This is a genomic window from Micromonospora sp. NPDC002296 (assembly GCF_040296145.1).
In the GTDB taxonomy this organism is placed as follows: domain Bacteria; phylum Actinomycetota; class Actinomycetes; order Mycobacteriales; family Micromonosporaceae; genus Micromonospora.
On record NZ_JBEOWQ010000026.1, the window covers coordinates 36,512 to 57,788 of the forward strand.

17 protein-coding genes are annotated in these 21,277 nt (G+C 74.0%); 10 read left to right on the forward strand and 7 right to left on the reverse strand.

The window, feature by feature from the left end:
* Positions 1-32: 32 nt before the first annotated feature.
* Complete coding sequence (locus ABT023_RS20005; RefSeq protein ID WP_350887848.1) at positions 33-1,049, reverse strand: GNAT family N-acetyltransferase; 1,017 nt, start codon at positions 1,047-1,049, stop codon at positions 33-35.
* 72 nt (positions 1,050-1,121) lie between these two features.
* A complete protein-coding gene (locus ABT023_RS20010) occupies positions 1,122-2,711 on the reverse strand; it encodes a lytic transglycosylase domain-containing protein (RefSeq protein WP_350887760.1) in 1,590 nt (529 codons plus the stop codon).
* A 38-nt stretch (positions 2,712-2,749) separates the two neighbouring features.
* Here ABT023_RS20010 and ABT023_RS20015 point away from each other — a divergent pair, with 38 nt between their 5' ends.
* On the forward strand, positions 2,750-2,965 hold the full coding sequence (locus ABT023_RS20015; protein ID WP_350887762.1) for an FmdB family zinc ribbon protein: 216 nt from the start codon (positions 2,750-2,752) through the stop codon (positions 2,963-2,965).
* Positions 2,966-3,179: 214 nt separating this feature from the next.
* The gene (locus tag ABT023_RS29155) at positions 3,180-6,062 is read left to right on the forward strand and encodes an ATP-binding protein (protein WP_502890722.1); all 2,883 of its coding nucleotides are present in this window, start codon (positions 3,180-3,182) and stop codon (positions 6,060-6,062) included.
* A gap of 54 nt (positions 6,063-6,116) precedes the next feature.
* Here the strand turns inward: ABT023_RS29155 and ABT023_RS20030 are convergent, their stop codons facing one another.
* On the reverse strand, positions 6,117-7,784 hold the full coding sequence (locus ABT023_RS20030) for a glycoside hydrolase family 10-like protein (RefSeq protein ID WP_350887765.1): 1,668 nt from the start codon (positions 7,782-7,784) through the stop codon (positions 6,117-6,119).
* A gap of 340 nt (positions 7,785-8,124) precedes the next feature.
* Here ABT023_RS20030 and ABT023_RS20035 point away from each other — a divergent pair, with 340 nt between their 5' ends.
* Positions 8,125-9,603 carry an amino acid permease gene (locus tag ABT023_RS20035; RefSeq protein WP_350887768.1) on the forward strand — a complete coding sequence of 493 codons (1,479 nt, stop codon included), beginning with the start codon at positions 8,125-8,127 and terminating at the stop codon, positions 9,601-9,603.
* A gap of 22 nt (positions 9,604-9,625) precedes the next feature.
* Here ABT023_RS20035 and ABT023_RS20040 read toward each other — a convergent pair whose 3' ends face one another.
* The 3 genes from ABT023_RS20040 to ABT023_RS20050 all read right to left on the reverse strand — a co-directional run bounded on the left by ABT023_RS20040 (position 9,626) and on the right by ABT023_RS20050 (position 12,448).
* Positions 9,626-10,351 (reverse strand): methyltransferase domain-containing protein, encoded by a 726-nt coding sequence (locus ABT023_RS20040; RefSeq protein WP_350887770.1) that lies wholly within the window; start codon positions 10,349-10,351, stop codon positions 9,626-9,628.
* A 102-nt stretch (positions 10,352-10,453) separates the two neighbouring features.
* A complete protein-coding gene (locus ABT023_RS20045) occupies positions 10,454-10,771 on the reverse strand; it encodes a hypothetical protein (protein WP_350887773.1) in 318 nt (105 codons plus the stop codon).
* A gap of 39 nt (positions 10,772-10,810) precedes the next feature.
* Positions 10,811-12,448 carry an ABC-F family ATP-binding cassette domain-containing protein gene (locus ABT023_RS20050; protein WP_350887774.1) on the reverse strand — a complete coding sequence of 546 codons (1,638 nt, stop codon included), beginning with the start codon at positions 12,446-12,448 and terminating at the stop codon, positions 10,811-10,813.
* Positions 12,449-12,556: 108 nt separating this feature from the next.
* Between ABT023_RS20050 and ABT023_RS20055 the strand changes: the two genes are divergently transcribed.
* From ABT023_RS20055 to ABT023_RS20065, 3 genes are all read left to right on the forward strand, one after another.
* Entirely contained in the window at positions 12,557-13,321 is a 765-nt protein-coding gene (locus ABT023_RS20055; RefSeq protein WP_161686089.1) for an ROK family protein, read from the forward strand.
* A gap of 110 nt (positions 13,322-13,431) precedes the next feature.
* Positions 13,432-13,800 carry a tetratricopeptide repeat protein gene (locus tag ABT023_RS20060; RefSeq protein WP_350887776.1) on the forward strand — a complete coding sequence of 123 codons (369 nt, stop codon included), beginning with the start codon at positions 13,432-13,434 and terminating at the stop codon, positions 13,798-13,800.
* A 126-nt stretch (positions 13,801-13,926) separates the two neighbouring features.
* The gene (locus ABT023_RS20065; RefSeq protein ID WP_117664998.1) at positions 13,927-14,181 is read left to right on the forward strand and encodes a Smr/MutS family protein; all 255 of its coding nucleotides are present in this window, start codon (positions 13,927-13,929) and stop codon (positions 14,179-14,181) included.
* A 100-nt stretch (positions 14,182-14,281) separates the two neighbouring features.
* On the opposite strand, the gene ABT023_RS20070 is transcribed toward ABT023_RS20065, so the two are convergent.
* Positions 14,282-16,678 carry a M28 family peptidase gene (locus tag ABT023_RS20070; RefSeq protein WP_350887779.1) on the reverse strand — a complete coding sequence of 799 codons (2,397 nt, stop codon included), beginning with the start codon at positions 16,676-16,678 and terminating at the stop codon, positions 14,282-14,284.
* 273 nt (positions 16,679-16,951) lie between these two features.
* Between ABT023_RS20070 and ABT023_RS20075 the strand changes: the two genes are divergently transcribed.
* From ABT023_RS20075 to ABT023_RS20090, 4 genes are read left to right on the forward strand one after another with little or no spacing between them, the layout of a single operon-like run.
* Positions 16,952-18,151: a PP2C family protein-serine/threonine phosphatase gene (locus ABT023_RS20075; protein WP_350887781.1), complete on the forward strand. Its 1,200-nt coding sequence runs from the start codon at positions 16,952-16,954 to the stop codon at positions 18,149-18,151.
* On the forward strand, positions 18,148-19,905 hold the full coding sequence (locus ABT023_RS20080) for a sensor histidine kinase (RefSeq protein WP_350887783.1): 1,758 nt from the start codon (positions 18,148-18,150) through the stop codon (positions 19,903-19,905). The genes ABT023_RS20075 and ABT023_RS20080 overlap by 4 nt, the downstream gene beginning before the upstream one ends.
* Entirely contained in the window at positions 19,902-20,354 is a 453-nt protein-coding gene (locus ABT023_RS20085) for a response regulator (RefSeq protein ID WP_350887786.1), read from the forward strand. The genes ABT023_RS20080 and ABT023_RS20085 overlap by 4 nt, the downstream gene beginning before the upstream one ends.
* Positions 20,347-21,156 carry an inositol monophosphatase family protein gene (locus tag ABT023_RS20090; protein WP_350887789.1) on the forward strand — a complete coding sequence of 270 codons (810 nt, stop codon included), beginning with the start codon at positions 20,347-20,349 and terminating at the stop codon, positions 21,154-21,156. The genes ABT023_RS20085 and ABT023_RS20090 overlap by 8 nt, the downstream gene beginning before the upstream one ends.
* The last annotated feature ends 121 nt before the right edge of the window (positions 21,157-21,277 follow it).

Below are 21,277 nucleotides of genomic sequence, written 5' to 3' on the forward strand. Positions count from 1 at the left end.
CGACCCACGCCCTACCGCGCCGGGTCGTCGGGTCAGCGGGCCGGGTCGAGGTGGTGGACCAGTTCGGCCACGTCCACGCTGTACTCGCACCACTCCCGGTCGGACCGGTACCCCAGCTCGGCGTTGACCTTGAGCATCGCCTCGTTGGCCTGCGCGTTCCAGGTCTGCACCTCGGTCAGCTCCGGCTCGGCCGAGCGCAGCTCCAGCAGCATCCGCGCCTTGATCGCCCGGTCGATGCCGTACCCCCGGTGGTCCTGCGCCACGATCGTGTCGTACTGGTCGGCGCGGGTCGGGTGCTGCGCCGGCACCACCACCTCGGTCAGCCCGGCCACCTCGCCGGTGCGCTCGTGGATGGCGAGCACGATGTACGGCTTCATCCCTCGCCGGTGCAGCGTGTCCAGGCTGTCCCGCAGCCGCTGCGGGTCGTACGAGCTGGGGCGAAGCTCGCCGTCGTCCACGTCGCGCACCTCGGCCTTGGCCCGCGCGTACGCGTCGATCAGGTCGTCGGGCGGGCCGCCGGGGCAGAACTCCAGCCGGTACCCCGCGCCGACGGCGGTGGCCATCTCGGCCAGCGCCGTCCAGTCCACCGCGGACAGGTCCAGCACACTGCGGTTCTCGACGTACTCCCGGGAGAAACCGAGCGCCTCGTAGAACGCCACCGCCGGGGTCTCGCCGACCACCTCGACCCCGATCGACCGGAACCCCTCCTGGTAGACCCGGCGGGCGGCCAGCCGGACCAGGTCCCGGCCCAGGCCGGTGCGGCGCGCCGTCGGGTGTACCAGCACCTCCAGCACGCCGATGTCGCCGAGCAGCAACACGTGGACGTGGCCGAGCATCGCGCCGGGCCCGCCCCCGGCGGTCGGTTCGGCCTGGACCACCCAGGAGATCCGCCGCTCGCCGGGCATCACCTCGGAGAGGTACTCCCGCAGGGAGCTCTCCTGCCACGGCGGATCCTGCGGGAGGTCGGCCGCCAGCACCGCGTTCAGCGTGTCCAGCAGCGACGCGATCTCGGCGGACGACGCGGTCCGGGGATCCCACTCGCGCACCATCACCCGTCTAGCTTGCCGCTAACGGCAGCGTGACGGAAGTGTCCAGTTCGCCAATGTATGCGGATGATCACGTCATGTGCGACTGGCCAACCCGTACTCGTTGGCCTTGTCGAAGACGTCCTGGGCGTACCGGCGTACGTCGTTGTACGACAGGATGGACCCCCACCAGTCGCCCGGGACGGTCAGATTCCGGCCGCCCTTGCACAGGTAGTTGCCGGCGGCCAGGGCGGCGTCGTCGAGGTCGTGCGGGTCCTTGCGGCCGTCGTTGTCCGCGTCCGCGCCGATCTCCTGCCAGGTGGTCGGGATGAACTGCATCGGCCCGATCGCCCGGTCGTAGACGGTGTCCCGGTCGTAGAGCCCCCGGTCGGTGTCCAGGATCTTCGACCGGCCGCCGTTGCCGTCGAGCGGATCGCCGATGATCTCCGGGAGCGCCCGCCCGTCCGTGCCGAGGCTGGCGCCGTTGGCCTGGCCGTGCCGCGACTCGACGTACCCGATCGCGGCGAGCGTGGTCCAGCTCAGCCGGCAGCCGGGGTTGCTCTGCGCGAGGACCAGCTCGGCGTAGCCGTACGCCTGCACGGCCACCGGCGAGATGCCGGCCTTCGCCCCGGTCTGTTGCGCCCACCCGGCGAGCGCGTCGGCGGGCCGGCCGGTCATCACCGGTCCGCCCGGCAGGCCACCCAGGCCCGGGGTCGCGCCGGGCAGCGCCGTCGCGCCGGGCGGCAGCTCGGTGCCGGTGACGCCGGGCACCACCCCGCCCGGTGGCGCCGCCGTGCCGCCCCCCAGATTGGTGGCGGTCGCGTCGACCGCGACCGGACGGGACTCCGGCGCGGTCGCCGGCACCAGCAGCGCGCCGGCCGCGGCGGTCGCCCCGACCAGGGCGAGCAGGAACAGCCCGGGCAGGGTGAGCCGGCCGCTCGGGCGCCGGGACCAGGCCCGGGTGGTCCGGGCGGCGGCGAGGGCCACCTGCCGGGGCGGCGGCATGCGTACGGCGTGGGCGAACGGCACCCGACGCCGGGACCTCCGCGCCGGCCCGTCTCCGGCCACGACCGTCGCGTCGGCCTTCTCGGCCTTCTCGCCTTTGCCGGCTTTCTCGCTTCCACCGGCCTTGTCGGTCCCGGCGTCCTTCTGGTCCGCGTCGGCCTTGTCGGTCCCGGCGGCTTTCCCGTCGGCGTCGGCCTTCCCTGCGGCGTCGACCTTCGAGGGGCCGTCGGTCTCCACTGCGGCGCCGGCCGTTCTCCCCGTCGGGTCGGCGGCGTCGGCCGTTGCTGCCGTGGTGGCGACCGTCGCCGATGGGCCGGGCTCCGGCTTCTCCGCCGGGTGGGTGGGGTCGCTCTGTCCAGCCGTGCTCGCGGCCGTTGCCGTCGCGCCGGCCTTCGGCCCGGTCGCCGCTGCGGCGTCGGTCGGCCCGGTCACCGCTGCGGCGTCGGTCTGGCCGGCGTCGGTCTGGCCGGCGACCGCCGGTCCCGAGACGTCGGCGGGCCGAAGAGCGGCGGGTTGGGGTGCGGCATCGGTGGGTTCCGTCGACCGCAGCCAGGGCCGGCGGGGGCGCGGCAGCCAGCCGCCCGCCGGGCGCCCGCCCGGGTCCTCGGGCGGCGCGGCCGGCCGCAGGGGTCGAACCGTCGACTTGTCCTCGCCGTCCACCACCCGTCGAGTATCACCCATGTCCCGCGTCCCGTCAGGACCGGTCGTACTCTTGTGCCATGCCCCGGTACGAGTTCCGCTGTCGCGCTTGCGGCGACACGTTCGAGATCAACCGTCCGATGGCGCTGGCCGGTGAGCCGGCGCCCTGCCCGCAGGGGCACGACGACACGGTCAAGCTGCTCTCCGCGGTGGCGGTGACCGGTCGGGGCGGCGCCGGCACGTCCGCGCCGGCCCCCTCCGGCGGGGGCTGCTGCGGCGGGGGCTGCGGCTGCTGATCCCGTCCGCTCCGGCCGCCGGTTCCGCCCGGCGGCACCGTCGGAGCAGGGCCGACGCTCGTCGTGCTCTTCGCGCGGGGCGTACCGCCCGACCTGCCGGTTACGGCCCTGGATGGAACCTTGGGGCTGATTCCGCCCGGCCGTTCTCACGATGCGTGACGGCGCGGACATGGGGCAGCATGAACCCGTCGTAACGGGGGCGGAGGTTCGACTTATGTCGCCAGGGAACCACCTCCCGAGCGGTTGGGTGACCTTCGTGTTCACCGACATCGAGGGTTCGACACGACTGGCCCAGCTGCTCGGCCCGGAGTACCGCCCGGTGCTGCGGGAACACCGCCGCCTGCTGCGCCACACCCTGGCCGGCACCGACGGCGCGGAGCTGCTGACCGAGGGCGACTCGTTCTTCATCGCGTTCCCCGACGCCGGCGCGGCGCTCACCGCCTGCCTCACCGCACAGCGCGCGCTGTCCACCCACGACTGGCCGGCGCCCGAGGCCGCGCCCCGGGTCCGGATGGGCCTGCACACGGGCTGGGCCGAGCCGCGCGACGGCGAGTACGCCAGCGCCGAGGTGCATCGGGCCGCCCGGGTCGCCGCCGCCGCGCACGGCGGGCAGGTGCTCTGCTCGGGTTCCACCGCCCGGTACGCCGACCCACTGCCGGCGGGCGCGTCCCTCATCGACCTCGGGCTGTACCGGCTGCGCGGCTTCGACGACAGGGAACGACTGTTCCAACTCGTCGCGCCCGGCCTGGAGCGGCAGTTCCCCCGGCCGCGCACCGCCGACGCGGTGGCGCACAACCTGCCGACCCAGGTCACCTCGTTCGTCGGCCGGGAGCCCGAACGGGCCGACCTGCGCCGCCTGGTCGAGCGGCACCGGCTGGTGACGGTGCTCGGCGCGGGCGGGGCGGGCAAGACCCGGCTCGCCGTCGAGCTGGTCACCGGGATGGTGGAGGACCACCCGGACGGGGTCTGGTTCGTCGACATCGCCGCGGTGACCGACCCCGGGCTGGTGGCGTTCGCGGTCGCCGCCGTGCTCGGGCTGCGTCCGGAGCCCGGCCGCCCGATGGTGGACACCCTCGTCGAGTACGCCGCCGCCCGCCGGATGCTGGTCCTGCTCGACACCTGCGACGCCCAGCCGTCCGCCTCGGCCGAGTTGATCTCCCGGCTGCTCACCGGCGGGGGCGGGACCCGGGTGCTCGCCACCAGTCGCGAGTCGTTCGGCCTGCCCGGCGAGGTGGTGTGGCGGATTCCGCCGCTGTCCGTGGAGCCCCGGCCCGACGGCGCGGAGAGCGATGCGGTGGCGCTGCTGCTGGACCGTACGGTGGCGGCGCGGGGCGGGCGGCAGCCGGCTCCGGCCGAGGCGGCGGACCTGCGGCGGGTGGTGCAGCGGCTGGACGGTCTCCCGCTCGCCATCGAGCTGGCCGCCGCCCGGCTGCGGGTGCTCTCCGTGGGGCAGCTCGCCGAGCGCCTGGACGACGTGCTGGGCACCCTGGACGCCGGCCGGGACGACCTCGGCCCGCCCCGGCCCGAGCCCGGCTGGACGGGCAACCAGCAGGACACCGTCGACCTGGTGGCGGCGTCCCGGGGCAATGCGCCGCCCACCCCGGCCGTCCGGGCGATGCGGCGCTCGGCCCGGGAGCGGCACCTCACCATGCAGGCCACCGTCACCTGGTCGTACCGGACGCTCGGGCCCAGGGCGGCCCGGCTGCTGCGCTGGCTCGCGGTCTTCGCCGGGCCGGTGGACCTGCCGACGGTGGAGTGGCTGCTCGACGACGATCCGCTCGACCCGCTGTCGGTGCTGGTCGACAAGTCGATGATCCAGGCCGAGCCGCACACCGCGGGGGGCACCTACCGGATGCTCGACCCGATCCGGGCGTACGCGGCGCGCCGACTGGTGCAGGCAGGGGAGGAGCGGGCCGCCCGGGACCGGCACCTGGCGTGGTCGGCGCACGCGCTGCGGCGGGCGCACCTCGGCCCGGACGGCCGGCGGGTCACCCTCTCCCTGTACGCCCTGGACCCGCTCGCCGGCGAGCTGCGGGCCGCCCTGCGCTGGTGTGCCACCGGCGGCAGCGCCCGTGCGGGGCTGCGCCTGGCCGGTGGACTGGACCAGTGGTGGCGGGAACGTGGGCTGGCCCGGGAGGGGCGGCTCTGGCTGTTCCGGCTGTACGGCCGGTTGGCCGAGACCGGCGAGGTCGTCCCGGAGGACGAGCTGGCGGCGGCGTACCACATGCACTCGCTGCACGCCGGCGCGGACGGCGAGTTCACCGAGGAGCTGCGCTACTCCCAGCGGGCCGAGGCAGTGGCCCGGCAGGCCGGCGACACCGGCCTGCTGGCCCGGGTGCTGGCCGGGCGGGCGGGGCCGCTGATCGACATGGGACAGTTCGCCGAGGCCGAGCGGGTCTGCCGGGAGGTCATCGACTGGGCGCACGAGCGGGACGTCGTCCCCGACGCGCTGCTCGCCGTGTTCAGCCTCGCCGAGCTGCTCTGGCGGCGCGGCGCCCTGGCGGAGGCGGCGGAACTGCTCGGCGCGGCCCGTCCGGTCGAGGCGGCCCGCCCGGCCGACCGGGGGCGCCGGTCGGTCGACATGCTGCTCGGCATGGTGGCGCTGGCCCGGTGTGACCTGGTCGCGGCGCACGAGCACCTGCTGGTCGCGCTGCGGTCCCGGATGACCCACGGGTTCCACCGCCGGGCCTGCGACACCCTCAACGCGATCGCGGTGCGGTGTGCCGCCGGTGGCGACCCGCTGACCGCCGCCCGGCTCTTCGGTGCGGCCCAGGCGATCCGGGCGAGCATGCGGTCGACGCCCGGCCTCTGCGGCCCGTACTGGCTGGAGCAGCAGGCGGGGCTGCGCCGGGCGCTGGGCGACGCGGCCTTCGACGACGCGTACGGCGAGGGCGGGGAGCTGCGGCTGGAGGAGGCGGCGGCGCTGGCGCTGGCGGTGGAACACCCCGACCTGGGCGCGGACTCGACCCGGTTCCAGAGCGCCAACCCGGCCGTCCCGCGCCAGCTCGGCGCCCGGACCGGACCGCCGCCCGGCGGGCCGCCCGGAACGCGCCTGACCCGAGCCGCCCACCCGCCGGCGGCCGGTGACATCAGTTGAGACGGGTGAATGCCCCGGGCCGCTGGAGGCGGCCCGGGGCATTCGCTCCTGCTGTCAGCGCACGAAGCGCGGCAGGCTGACGAAACTCTCGTTGTACAGCCGGTCCAGCGTGGTCACGTGGTACGTGTACCGCTGGCCGGCCTCGGCGGTGGTGTCCACCCAGGACTGCACCGCGCCGGGGGTGGCCCGGACCGTGCCGACCAGGTGGGACGCGTCGGCGAAGCCGCACTTCCCGACCAGGCCGTTCCCGTCGAACCGGTAGATCGCGTACGAGGCCGCCTTACCGAGCGGGCCCACGCCGTCGGCCAACTGCCGCCAGCTCAGCCGCACGCCGTCGTCCTGCCGTTGCGCGCCGGTCACCAGCGGGGGCAGCAGCGGCTTGGCCGACAGGTGCGGCATCGCCGGCACCAGGGCCGGGCGGGAGTAGTGCTCGGCGGCGTAGATGTCGGTCGCGCCGAGCCGGTTCGCCCGCACCTGCACGGCGGAGAAGTGCGAGTTGCCGAGCACCTCCGGGTACGACCGGTTGAGCGTCAGGTGGTCCGACAGTTCGCGCGGGTTCTGCCAGAACGCCCCGTACGCCGGGTCGCCGCTCTTGTAGTCGGCCTGCCCGATGTAGAGCTGCACGCGGGTGCCGCGCACCGTCTCGGCCCACCACGGCACCAGCCGGGCGTAGTCGGCGGCCGGGTACTGGCCGATGTACCAGTAGAGCTGCGGCACGATGTAGTCGATCCACTCCTCCTTCACCCACTTGCGGGTGTCGGCGGAGATGATGTCGTACGACTGGCTGCCGGTGGTGTCCGAGCCGAGCGGGTCCGCCGACTTGTTCCGCCAGATGCCGAACGGGCTGGCCCCGAACTTCACCCACGACTTCGCCGCCTTGATCTTGGCGCTCATCTCCTGCATCAGCAGGTTGATGTTGTCGCGCCGCCAATCGGCCCGGTCGGTGAAGCCCCGGTTGAACTCGGCGAACGTCGCGTCGTCCGGCACCTGGTGGGTGCCGCTCGGGTACGGGTAGAAGTAGTCGTCGAAGTGCACGCCGTCGACGTCGTACCGCGTGACGGCGTCCATCATCGCGGTCTGGACGAACTCGCGGACCTCAGGAATGCCGGGGTTGTAGTAGAGCCGGCTGCCGGCGACCCCGGCCGGCGGGTACGCGAAGGTCCACTCCGGGTGCTGCCGGGCCGGGTGGTTCGGGGCGAGCTTGGCCAGGTCCGCGCCCGCGCCGCCGGGAGCCGGCATGGAGACCCGGTACGGGTTGAACCAGGCGTGGAACTCCAGGTTGCGCTTGTGCGACTCGGCGACGAGGAAGGCCAGCGGATCCCAGCCCGGGTCCTGCCCGCGCACCCCGGTCAGGTACTCCGACCACGGCTCGTGCGGCGAGGGCCAGAGCGCGTCGGCGGTGGGCCGGACCTGCACCACCACCGCGTTGTGGTTCAGCTTCTTCGCCAGGTCGAGCAGGCCCAGGTACTCCGCCTGCTGAGCGGCGATCCGGTCGGGGGCGGTCTGGGACGCCTTGCTCGGCCAGTCGATGTTGACCACCGACGAGATCCACATGGCCCGGAACTGTCGCTTCGGGGTGGCCGGGTCGGTGGTGCAGGAGGTGGTGGTGGCGGCGTCGTTCGCGTCGGTCCCCGCCGCGCTGGCGGCCGTGGGGGAGACGGCGACGAGCGCCCCGAGCAGAGCTACGGCCAGCCCGGCGGCTCTGAGCCGAGTTGCCTTCATCCGGTGCGTCCCTTCGTTGGGGCTCGGCGTGACGGGGTCGGGTGGCGACGGACCCCGCGCGGCCGACCCCGGCCGTTGCGCGTGGCACACACCATCGGCAACATTCGCCGATGGGAATCTGTCGCTGGTAGGAAATTTTCACACCGGGCAGGGGTGGCGCAAGCCCTCCGGCCAGATCCGCGCCGACCGGCCGCACGATCGCCCCGGGCGTGACCCACCCATCCGCCGGACCGTGACCTCACCGATACCGACGGTCGGGATTCGCGGCTCGGCCGGCTGGGTAGCTTGGCCGGTCACCGGCCGCCGCGGTGGTGGTCGCACGGCGGGAGGGGTGAGCGCGGTGTCCGTGCTGCGTACCAAACCGATCAGGGACGTGATGGCCCAGGGCGAGGCGGACGGCAGCGACGGCGGGCCCGGCTTGAAGCGCCGGCTCGGCGCCGTCGACCTGACCGGCTTCGGCATCGGCATCGTGATCGGCACCGGCATCTTCACGCTCACCGGCATCGAGGCCCGGGACAGCGCCGGTCCGGGCGTGGTGATCTCGTTCGCCATCGCCGGGGTGGTCGCCCTGCTCGCCGCCCTCTGCTACGCCGAGCTGGCGTCCAGCGTCCCGACCGCCGGCAGCGCCTACACCTACGCGTACGCGACCATGGGCGAGATCGTCGCCTGGATCATCGGCTGGGACCTGCTGCTGGAGTTCGCCCTCGGCTCGGCGGTGGTGGCCCGGGGCTGGTCCGGCTACCTCGCCGAGCTGTTCGGCCTGCCCACCGCCTGGTTCGGCGAGGAGGGCAGCGTGGTCAACCTCGGAGCGATCGGCATCGTCCTGCTGCTCGGCGTCGTGGCGATCATCGGCATCCGCGAGTCCGCCCGGGTGACCAACCTGCTCGTGCTGGTCAAGGTGGCCGTCTGCGTGTTCGTCGTGGTCGCCGGCCTGTTCTTCGTGAAGGCCGCGAACCTCACCCCGTTCATCCCGCCGGCCGAGCCCGCCGGGGCCGGCGACGACGGCATCAAGCAGCCCGTCACCCAGGCGTTGTTCGGGCTGGAGCCGTCCGTCTTCGGGTTCGTCGGGGTGCTCAGCGCCGCCGCGGTGGTCTTCTTCGCGTACACCGGCTTCGAGGCGGTCGCCAACCTCGGCGAGGAGACCAGGCGGCCCAAGCGCGATCTTCCCCTGGGCCTGCTCGGCACCCTGCTGATCTCCACCGTGCTGTACATCGGCGTCTCGCTCGTGGTGGTCGGCATGGTCCCGTACACCGAGATCGACCGGGGCGCCCCGATCGCCTCCGCCTTCAACGCGGTCGGCGCCGGCTGGGCCGGTGTCCTCGTCTCCATCGCCGCCGTCGCCGGCCTGACCAGCGTGGTCCTGGTGCAACTGGTGGCCATGGGCCGGATCGGCTTCGCGATCAGCCGGGACGGGCTGATCCCGCCGTCGATCGCCAAGATCCACCCGCGCTGGGGCACCCCGTACCGGATCTCGGCCGTGATGACCGTGGCCGTGGCGCTGCTCGCCGGCTTCCTGCCGCTGTCCGCGCTGGCCGACCTGGTCAGCATCGGCGCGCTCTGCGCGTTCGTGCTCGTGTCGGTCGCGGTGCCGATCCTGCGCCGTAAGCGCCCCGACCTGGAACGGCCCTTCCGGGTCCCGTTCTCCCCGGTGCTGCCGATCGTCTCCGCGCTGGCCTGCTTCTACCTGATGCTCAACCTGTCGGTGGAAACCTGGCTCCGGTTCCTGATCTGGATGCTGCTCGGAACGCTCATCTACTTCGGCTACGGCTACCGCCGCAACCGCCTCGCCACCCAGAACCCCTCCCACCCCAACCCCTGACCACCCCCCCACCCCGGATGGGTCAGCTGAAGAAGCGGGCGAGGTGGCGGGTGGGTGGTGGGGTGGCGTTCGGGGGAAGGGGGGTGAGGTCGGCGAAGATGCTGGCCCCGTCGCAGCCCACGTGCAGGGGGTACCAGCGCGGGGCGCCCGGCGGGCGCTGCAGGCAGATTCCCTTGAACGTCTGCACGTCGAGCAGCCGGACATGGGTCGGGTCGGCCACCGCGTTCACGTGTCCCCACCAGGGGCTCATCACGTGCAGCACGCCGCCCGGCCGGAGCACCCGGTGACACTCGTCCACCAGGGGCAGGAAGTCGATCAGGTGCTCCAGGATGTGCACCGCGAAGAGCACGTCCACCGAGTCGTCGGCCAGCGGCAGCGAGCCGGACAGGTCGGCCACCGCGTCCACCCCGGGGGCGGGGAAGAGGTCCAGCCCCAGGTTTCCCGGGTACTGTTTGGTGCCGCCGCAGCCCAGGTCGACCACGACCGGGTCCCGGCCGGCCATCCGGACCCGGCCCCAGACCCCGAACACGCCGGCGAGCCGGCCGACCAGGTCCCGGACCAGCCGGAGCTGCGCCGCGTCGTCGACCTCGCCGGTCAGGTGGGCCACCCCCTGGTCGAAGCGCACCCGCACCGCGAGGTCGCGCAGCCGGTCGTCGTGGGACGCCTGATCCGCCCACGCCTCGGCGAGAAAGTCGTCGACCGCCCGCAGCCGTTCGGCCGAGGGCGGGGTCAGGGCCATCGCGACCATGGGCCACCTCCGCCGGCCGCGTTACCCGGATCCGCCGGGGCTATGCCCGCCGGGGCGCACCGTTCCGGGCGGGCCGGCGGCGGTCGGCCGGAAAACGGCGGGTCAGCCGGGGAGGCGGCGGGCCGGGCGGCCGGGGCCCCGGATCCGCTGCCGGGGCGACGGGGTGGCCGCCTTGGGCCGCTTGAGGTGGTACCGGTGCAGCTCGCTGCTGCCCGGCATGGACGGGTCCTCGCTCATCGACACCAGCTCCCAGCCCTGGTCGCCGGCCCGGTTCAGATGGGCCAGCGACGTGTCGCCGTACGGCGTGACGTCGACCATCGAGCCGTCCGGGCCGTACCAGACGAAGACGATCTCCCAGCCGGTGTCGGTGCTGGCCGCCTGGCGACGGCGGACCAACAGCGCGTACTCCCACTTGAGCATGGGGTCATTGTCACCCCGGGACCGCCGGTCGGCACGCCGTCAGTCCTCGGTGATCCGTCCCGCGTCCACCCGCACCCGGCGGTTGACGGCCACCGCTTCGAGCATCCGCCGGTCGTGGGTGACCAGCAGCAGCGTCCCCGGGTACTCGGCCAGCGCCGCCTCCAACTGCTCGATGGCCGCCAGGTCGAGGTGGTTGGTCGGCTCGTCGAGCACCAGCAGGTTCACCCCGCGCCCCTGGAGCAGCGCCAGCGCCGCCCGGGTCCGCTCGCCGGGCGACAGCGACGCCGCCGGCCGCAGCACGTGGTCGGCCCGCAGGCCGAACTTGGCCAGCAGCGTCCGCGCGTCGGCCGGCGCCAGCTCCGGTACGGCCAGCTGGAACGCGTCCAGCAGGGGCTGGCCGCCGAGGAACAGCCCCCGGGCCTGGTCGACCTCGCCGACCACCACGCCGGGGCCCAGCGCGGCGTGCCCGGCGTCCAGCGGCAGCCGGCCCAGCAACGCCCCGAGCAGGGTGGTCTTGCCGGACCCGTTCGCCCCGGTGATCGCCATCCGGTCGGCCCAGTCGACCTGGAGGGTCACCGGGCCGAGGGTGAAGTCCCCCCGGCGTACCACGGCGTCGCGGAGCGAGGCCACGACGGCGCCGGCGCGGGGCGCGGCGGCGATCTCCATCCGCAGCTCCCACTCCTTGCGCGGCTCCTCGACCACGTCCAGCCGCTCGATCAGCCGCGCGGTCTGCTTGGCCTTCGCCGCCTGCTTCTCGCTCGCCTCGGAGCGGAACTTGCGGCCGATCTTGTCGTTGTCGGTGGCCTTGCGCCGGGCGTTCTTCACGCCCTTCTCCATCCAGGACCGCTGGGTGCGGGCGCGGGCCTCCAGCCCGGCCCGGGTGTCGGCGTACTCGTCGTACTCGTCGCGGGCGTGCCGGCGGGCCACCTCCCGCTCCTCCAGGTACGCCGCGTAGCCGCCGCCGTAGTGCCGGACCTGCTGCTGGTGCAGATCCAGCTCCAGCACCCGGGTCACCGTGCGGGTGAGGAACTCCCGGTCGTGGCTGACCAGCACCGTGCCGGCGCGGAGCCCGGTGACGAACTGCTCCAGCCGGTCCAGCCCGGCCAGGTCGAGGTCGTTGGTGGGCTCGTCGAGCAGGAAGATGTCGTACCGGCTGAGCAGCAGCGAGGCCAGCCCCGCGCGGGCCGCCTGCCCGCCGGAGAGGCCGGTCATCGGGTGGTCCAGGTCGACGGCGAGGCCCAGCTCGGCGGCCACCTGTTCGGCCCGCTCCTCCAGGTCCGCCCCGCCGAGACCCAGCCAGCGCTCCAGCGCGTCGGCGTACGCGTCGTCGGCCCCCGCCGACCCGGCGGTCAGCGCCTCGGTGGCCGCGTCCAGCGCGGCCTGGGCGGCGGTCACCCCGGTCCGTCGGGCCAGGAAGTCCCGTAACGTCTCGCCCGGCCGGCGCTCCGGCTCCTGCGGCAGGTGCCCGACCGCCGCGGTGGGCGGGCTGAGGGTGACGTTGCCGGCCTCGACCGGCAGGAGCCCGGCAAGGGTACGTAGCAGCGTCGACTTGCCCGCCCCGTTCACCCCCACCAGGCCGACCACGTCGCCCGGGGCGACCACCAGGTCCAGCCCGGCGAAGAGCAGCCGCTCCCCGTGCCCGGCCGCGAGATCCTTGACCACCATCGTCGCGCTCATGAGAAGGCGAGCCTATCGGGCGCGCCCATCGGCGTTCGGTGGCCGGTCCGTCGGTCGGTTCCCGCACCCGGCACCCGCGCCCGCCTCGCGCGGGGCAGACTCACCGACGTGGCGACGACTCTGGCGATCGACTGCGGCGGCGGCGGGATCAAGGCATCGGTGCTGGACGGGGCGGGGACGATGCGGGCCCGGCCGCTGCGGGAGCCCACTCCGTACCCCCTGCCGCCCGCGCTGTTCGTGAAGACCCTGCTGGACCTCGGCGGCCGGCTGCCCACGGCGGATCGGGTGACCGTCGGGATGCCCGGCATGCTCCGGCACGGCGTGGTGGTGGCCACCCCGCACTACGTGACCCGGGCCGGCCCCCGCAGCCGGGTCGACCCCGACCTGTTGGCCGAGTGGTCCGGCTTCGACGCGCGCACGGCGGTCGCCGACGCCTTCGGGGTGCCCGCCCTGGTGCTCAACGACGCCGAGGTGCACGGCGCCGGGGTGGTGGCCGGCACCGGCCTGGAGCTGGTGCTGACCCTCGGCACCGGGCTGGGCAGCGCCGTCTTCGACGGCGGCGTGCTCGCCCCGCACCTGGAGCTGTCCCACGCCCCGGTGCGCTGGGGCACCACCTACGACACGTACGTGGGGGAGCCGGAGCGCCGCCGCCTCGGCGACGCGTTCTGGTCCCGCCGGATCCGGCAGGTGGTGGACGGGCTGCGCCCGGTGTTCCACTGGGACCGGCTCTACCTGGGTGGGGGCAACTCCCGGCTGATCCGGCCCGAGCAGCTCGCCCGGATGGGCGACGACGTGGTGGTGGTGCCGAACACCGCCGGGATCGTCGGCGGCGTCCGCGCCTGGGACCTGCACAGGGGAAGGACGCCGGCCTGACCGTGCCGTCGTCGGCCCGGTCCGGCGGGTTTCGCCGCAGGAACACTCGCGTTCCGCGCGGTGTTGTGCCAGCGTCGGATCAGTGACGGCGCGAGACGAGGAGGTGGGTCATGGATCTTCTGGCGGAGTACCGGCGGGCGACCATGTTCTTCGAGATGGGTGACGCGTCCGGAGCGGTTCGGCTGCTGGAGCCGATCGTCGAGGCCGAGCCCGGTAACTCCTCGGTACGGCAGCTGCTGGCCCGGGCGTACTTCCAGACCGCCCAGCTCCACCGCGCCGAGGAACAGCTGCGCGAGCTGGTCGACCGGGACCCCAGCGACCACTACGCGCATCACGTGCTCGGCCGGACGCTGGAGCGGATGAACCGCCCGACGGACGCGCTGCGGCACCTGCGCATCGCCGCCGCGATGCACGCGACGAACGCCGACTACACGACCGCGCTGCGCCGGGTGGAGAACCGGGTCAGCGGCGGTCACTGACCGCGCCGGGCAGGGGGAGGGGGAACTCAACCCCTTCCCTGCCCGGGCCCGAAGCCCGAGGCCCCTCCCGGCGACTGCGGGCCTACCATGGGCTGCCATGGGACGTGCACAGGTGGTGGAGGCGGCATGAAGCTCAAGCTGGACCTGCACGACATCTTCAACAAGGGCCAGGACATCGACCGCGCGCTGCGCGGGATCATGGACGAGGCGGTGGCGAAGAAGGCCACCCTCGTCGAGATCATCCCCGGCAAGGGCTCCGGACAGCTCAAGAAGCGGGTGCTGCGCTTCCTCGACCAGAAGGACGTCAAGCAGCTCTACCACCGGGTGGAGAAGGACTCGAAGAACTTCGGCCGCCTCTTCATCCACTTCCGCTGGAAGTAACCCACCCCACCCCACCCACCCCCACGCCAAATTCACGGAAAGAGTGGCCATTCCGCCCCGAATGGCCACTCTTTCCGTGAATTTGCGGGACTGCCCGGTCCTAGAGGGGGTAGGTGCGGGCCACCGCGAGCATCTCCGAGCTGTGCGAGCCGACCACGCCGACGCCCGGCGGGCGGGGGCGGAAGCCGGGGACGGCGTCCAGGCCGTCGCTGGCGTCCATGGCCCGCAGCGTCGTCGGCCGGGAGCCCGGCGCGAGTACCAGGGTGATCTCGATGCCCTCCGGCGGCGGGGCGTGGAAGACCACCCCGAAGCCCCAGGCCGAGTCGTCGGCGGGCCGATCGCCGTCCACCCGCCGCCTGTTCACGGTCGCGGACTCCACCACGGTCGCGCCGTCGACGTGCAGGGTGGCGAGCCGGACCGGCCGCTGCGGGGTGAGCCGCACCCGCAGGGTGCGCCGCTCGGCCGAGCCGGAGCCCGAGCGGGTGTCGGCGAGAACCTCCAGCTTCGGCGCGGGCACGTTCGCCGCCTGGGCCGGACCGCCCCGCAGTTCGGCGGCGCCGAGCCCGGGGAAGTCCCCGACCTCGGCCACCCCGTCGACGTACCCGTCGGTCCAGGGCTGGGGGTCGGCCTCGCGGCTGAGCCAGCGGGCCTGCCCGGTGCCGGCGTCCAGGGCGTACATCAGGTGGGTGGGCACCGGGTGCGCGGCGTCGAACCGGTCGACGGAGAGCCCGACCCCGGCGAACACCGCCGCCGCGAGCCCGGCGGCGACGGCCGGCAGCGCGCCCGCCCGGCGGGCCCGGGCCGCGACCAGGCCGCGCTGCCCGCCGGCCTCCGGGTGCAGCAGGTCCACCACCGGCAGCACGGCGAGCCCGAGCAGCACCGCGAACAGGGCCGCGACGCCGCCCATCGCCATGCCGAGCGCCGGGAAGAGCAGCACCACGGTCGGCAACAGGATCACCACGGCGACCGCGCCGGCCAGGGTCACCGCGACCACCGGCCAGGGGCCGTCGATCCGGGTGCCCAGGGCGACCAGCCCGGCCACCGCGCCGGCCAGGGCCGGCAGGGTCGTCAGGTACGCCCCGCCGGGCACCAGCAGCGCGAGCACCACGCCGAGCACGGCCAGCCAGCCCAGCCCGCCGATCGCCAGGGCGGCCGGGCCGACCCGACGGCGGGTCAGCGCGTACCAGGCGACCAGGATCGCGGCGGCGAGCGCCACCACCGCGAGCCGGTACCAGGTCGGCCGGTACGGGTCGAGCAGTTCGGCGTAGCCGGGCCGAACGGCGGTGATCCCCGCCCAGAGCAACTGCGCGGCCAGCGGGGCGGCGACGATCGGTACCAGCGCCAGCCCGAACCCGGCGGCCAGCCGCCCGTACGTGGTCCGGCCGCGCCGACGGGCCAGCCAGCCGAGCGCGGCCACGGCGACCAGCGCCGCCAGTGCCAACGGCAGCACCAGCCAGCCGGGGTAGCGGACCAGGCCGCCGGGGACGGGGAAGTACGTGGCGTCGTGCCCGGAGCGCAGGTCCGTCAGGTCGGCGCGGCCGAACTCGCGGGCCAGGCCGAGCGCGTTGTCACCATGCTGCTGGAGGCTGGCCCGGTCCATCGCGGCCGGGGTGTCCAGGGGGGTGTGGTAGATCGCCCCGCCGTCGATGTACGCCGAGTTCAGCCCGACGAACCCGGCCCGGTCGAGGAACGCGGTGAAGTCGGTGTCGTTGGGCAGCGCCCGGTAGATCTCCACCGCGAACGAGGTGCCGACGGGGTGCGGGGCGGCCCGGCCGAAGACGTCCACCAGCTTCGCGTTGTCCCGGGACGTCTCGAACATGATCACCGGGCCGGTGGAGCCGCGCGCCTCCAGGTTGAGCACCACCCCGCCGTCGGCGGCGAGCGGGTGGTCCGCCGCGAACGCGGACGCCCCGCACAGGCATGCCTCCTCGGCGTCGGTGAGCACGAAGACGATGTCGTTGCGGGGTCGGGGGCCGGCGGTCAGCGCCCGGGCCGTCTCCAGGATGGTCGAGGTGCCGGCGGCGTCGTCGTTGCCGCCCGGCCCCGACTGCACCGAGTCGTAGTGGGCGACCAGGAACACCTTCCCGGTCGGGTCGGTCCCGGGCAGCCGGGCCACCACGTTGCGGACCCGGGCCAGGGTCGCCCCGGCGGCGGCCCCGCTGAGCTGGCCGGCCTCCTCGGCGACGGTGTCCTGCACCGTGGTCTCCAGGCCGAGGCCGCGCAGCACGCTCTCCACGTGCGCGCGGACCTGGTCGTTGGCCGGGCTGCCGGCCGGGTGCGGCCGGGCCGCGACGGCCTGCACGTTCTGGTACGCCCGCCCGGCGCTGAACGCGTCGGCCGGGGCGTCGGCCGGGGCCGGGTCGGGGGTGTCCAGGTCGTACGCGACGGTGCCGCCGACCGCGAGCAGGGCGCCGAGCGCGGCCAGGGCGGCGAGCGACCGACGGCGGGGCCGGGTCAGCGCCCGCTCTGCGGCGCGGGTGGGGGGCGGTGCGCCCACGGGGTCTCCTCGGGGGTGGGGCCAGGGTGGGCACCATCCTGCACCGCCGGAGCCGGCAGCGGGAATGCCCAGCAGGGCACTTGTTCCCGTTGCCCGCCCGGTTCGTGACGGATGGCATGCCGCCCGTGCCGGGCCCGTCGTGTTGTGTGCGACCGTTGTCTAATACAGGATCAGCAGGGCACTCGGAAGGAGCCCGACATCACCAGCGATCTTCCGCGTCTCGCGGCGGTGACCCGGCCGCACCGGGGGCCCGGCCATGCCGGTCCCTCCGTCGTGCCGTACCCGCACGGAGGCCTCGGTCGGCACCCCAACCTGCCGCCCGGCGAGCGGCTGCGGGTGCTGCTGGTCGAGGACGACGAGGGCGACGCCTTCCTGGTCAGTGAGCTGCTCGCCGAGACCAATTCGATGATCGAGCTGTCGGTCGCCAGCAGCCTGCGCGAGGCCCGGAAGCGGGTGATGGGCGTGGACTGCGTCCTGCTCGACCTCGGCCTGCCCGACGCCCAGGGGCTGGACGGGCTGCGCCAGGTGCTGGACATGTCCAGTGGTGCTGCGGTGTGCGTGCTGACCGGCCGCTCCGACGAGCACCTGGGCATCGTCGCGGTCGCCGAGGGCGCACAGGACTACCTGGTCAAGGGCCAGGTCGACGGCGTGCTGCTGACCCGGGCGCTGCGCTACGCCGTGGAACGCAAACGGGCCGACGAGAACGCCCGGCGGCTGCGCGAGGTGGAGCTGCGCCAGGCCGAGTCGGCCCGGCTGGAGCGGGGCCTGCTGCCCCAGCCGCTGATGTCGACCGACCAGGTCGCGGTGCACACCTTCTACCGCCCCGGCCGGCACGCGGCGCTGATCGGCGGCGACTTCTACGACGTGGTGCAGACCCGGCCGGACCGGGTCGACTTCATCGTCGGCGACGTCTGCGGGCACGGGGTGGACGAGGCGGCCCTCGGGGTGGAGCTCCGGGTCGCCTGGCGGGCCCTGGTGTTGGCCGGGGTGCCCGACGACGAGGTGCTGCCCGCCCTGGAACAGGTGCTGATGAGCGAGCGCCGGCTCCAGGAGATCTTCGCCACGGTGGCCACCGCCCGGCTCGACCTGGCCCGCAACGCCGCCACGGTGCGGCTCGCGGGGCATCCGCCGCCGCTGCTGCTGTCCGGGGGTAGGGTCGCGCCGGTGCCGGCGCCGGGCGGCCTGCTGCTCGGGGTCCGACCGCGCCGGCCCATCGCCTTCGACCTGGAGTTCGACACCGATGACTGGTCCCTGCTGATGTACACCGACGGCCTGATCGAGGGCCGGGTGGGTGACGGCGACGAACGGCTCGACGTCTCCGGCCTGACCGCCCTGCTCGGCGAGCCGGACAATCTGGCCGTGCCGCTGGCCGAGCTGCCGGCCTGGCTGGTGGGGCGGGCGGAACAGATCAACGGGGGGCCGCTCGCCGACGACGTCGCCATGCTCCTGCTCACCCGGGGCGGTGGCCGGTGACGGCGCGGCAGCCGAGCTGGACCCTGCGCCGCCGGGTCGTCGTGCTGCTCACCGTGGTCGGCGTGCTGCTCGGTGCATCCGTCGCGGTCGAGATCGCGGTGGCGGCGAAGAACCGGGCGCACATCCACACGCTGCTGGACCGCACCGGCCCGCTGCGCATCCAGTCGCAGGAACTGTTGAACGTGCTGGTCGACCAGGAGACCGCGGTGCGCGGCTATTCCGTCACCGGCGACCGCGAGGACCTCGAACCGTACGTCCAGGGTGTCGAGCGGGAGCGGCAGCTCTACCGGTCGATGGAGCCCCTGATCGATGTCCACCCGGGGCTGGCCGGGGAGCTGGCATCGGTCAAGGTCGAGGCCGCCGAATGGCGCCGTACGGTCGCCGAGCCGGTGATCAGCACCACCGAGCGGTCCGGCACGGTGGCCGGGCAGGCGTTGATCACTGACCAGGCCCGGCAGAGCTTCGACAAGATCCGCGCCTCGGTCGCCCAACTCCAGCAGGGCATCCTCGACCAGCGGGAGAAGGGCGCGGCCGACATCTACCGCACCAGCTCGGTCCTGGTGATGCTGCTGATCGCGGCGGCGCTGGTGGTGGTCGTGGCCGGCGCGGTGCTGCTGACCTCGCTGAACCGGATGGTGGTCCGGCCGCTGATCAGCCTCGCCGAGCAGGTCCGCGAGGTGGCCGAGGGCGACTACCAGCACCGCATCGCCGGGTCGGGCCCCCCGGAGTTCCAGCAGCTCGCCGACGACGTGGACGCGATGCGTCAGAAGATCGCCAAGGACCTGGCGGAGGTGCGCGAGGCCCGGGCGAGCATCGAGTGGGTCAACGGCCAGCTCCAGAAGCAGGCCGAGGAACTGGTCCGCTCCAACCGGGACCTGGAGCAGTTCGCGTACGTCGCGTCGCACGACCTGCAGGAGCCGCTGCGCAAGGTGGCCAGCTTCTGCCAGCTCCTCCAGCGCCGGTACGCGGGGCAGCTCGACGAGCGGGCCGACCAGTACATCGCGTTCGCCGTGGACGGTGCGCAGCGGATGCAGCGCCTGATCAACGACCTGTTGGCGTTCTCCCGGATCGGCCGGCTCACCACCGGCTTCACCGAGGTCGACCTGAACAAGGTGATGGGCGACGTGGCCGCGCAGACCGAGTCCGCCCGGCAGTACGCCGACGCCGAGCTGACCTGGGGCGAGCTGCCCACGATCCGCGGCGAGGAGCCGCTGCTGACCAACCTGCTGGCCAACCTGGTCAGCAACTCGATCAAGTTCCGCCGCCCGGACGTGCCGCCGAAGGTGCACGTCTCCGCGCGGCTGGTCGACGACGAGTGGGAGATCCGCTGCCAGGACAACGGCATCGGGATCGAGCCGGAGTTCGCCGACAAGATCTTCGTGATCTTCCAGCGGCTGCACTCGAAGGACGCGTACCCGGGCACCGGCATCGGCCTGGCGATCGTCAAGAAGATCGCCGAGTACCACGGCGGCCGGGTCTGGGTGGACACCGACACCGCCGAGGGCACCGCGATCCGGTTCACCCTGCCGGCCCTGCCCGAGGACGTGGAGGCGGCGCGGGCGGCCGAGCAGCAGGCAGCCGAGGCCCCGGTCGGCGAGACGGTGGACGCCGGGGAGCCGGCCGCCGCCGCGGACCCGGCGGTCGAGGGCGCGGCCGGGGCCGAGCCGCCCCGTCAGGGCGGGGCACGGGCGGAAGGGGCCGACGAGGCCCCGCAGACCGACAGCACGGGTGGCATGAAGGAGACGGTGACATGACCGCGCCGGCGGACGGCAAGAGCCCGATCGAGGTCCTGCTGGTCGAGGACGACCCGGGTGACGTGTTGATGACCCAGGAGGCGTTCGAGGAGCACAAGCTGCGCAACCGGCTGACCGTCGTCTCCGACGGCGACGAGGCGCTGGCCTACCTGCGGCGGGAGGGCCAGTTCGCGGACGCCGTCGCGCCGGACCTGATCCTGCTCGACCTCAACCTGCCCCGCCGCGACGGCCGGGAGGTGCTGGAGGAGATCAAGCAGGACGAGCAGCTCTGCCGCATCCCGGTGGTGGTGCTGACCACGTCCCAGGCAGACGAGGACATCCTGCGCAGCTACCAGCTGCACGCGAACGCGTACGTCACCAAGCCGGTGGACTTCGAGCAGTTCATCTCGGTGGTCCGGCAGATCGACGAGTTCTTCGTCAGCGTCGTGAAGTTGCCGCCGCGTGGCTGACACCCTGTTGGACGACGTCGCGGAGCTGCTGCACCGGGCCGCGGCGGACGTCGTACTGCCGATGTTCGGAAAGCTGGACGACGCCGACGTCGCCGAGAAGGCGCCCGGTGAGCTGGTCACCGTCGCCGACCAGCGGGCCGAGGAGCTGATCAGCGCCGGGTTGCGCCGGCTGCGACCCGGCTCGCTGGTGGTCGGCGAGGAGGCCGCGGCCGAGGACCCGGGCCTGCTGGATCACCTGCGCGACGACGGGGACGTCTGGCTGGTCGACCCGATCGACGGCACCTCGAACTTCGCCGCCGGGAAGCGGCCGTTCGCCCTGATGGTGGCGCTGCTGACCGATGGGGCGCCGGTCGCCTCGTGGGTGCTCGACCCGCTGGCGGAGACGCTGGCCGTGGCCCGGGCGGGCGAGGGGACCCTCGTGGACGGCGCCCCGGTGCGCACCGCCGAGGAGGTGCCGCCGCTCGGCAGCCTGCGCGGTACCGCGATCACCCGGTTCCTGCCGCCGCAGGCCCGGCGGCGCGCCGAGGCCGGCGGGGAGCGGATCGGCGAGCTGCTGCCCGGCCAGCACTGCGCCGGCCGGGAGTATCTCGACCTGCTCGTCGGCTCCCAGCAGTTCGTGCTCTTCTGGCGCACCCTGCCCTGGGACCACGCCCCGGGGGTGCTGCTGGTCCGCCAGGGCGGCGGGGTGGCCCGCCGGTTCGACGGCAGCGAGTACCACCCGGCCGAAGAGGGCCGGGGCCTGCTGGTCGCCGCGAACGAGTGGGTCTGGGCCGAGGCCCGCGACGCCCTCGACCTGGCCTGACCGACCCGCCGGCCGACCCGATTCGCGACCGGTCGGCGACGCTACGTCAATATTGACGCTCGGTGATGTCGCGGGTCTGGCGGCCGGCCGCCGGTCCGGTATCCTGACCGGCGGTCTCCGC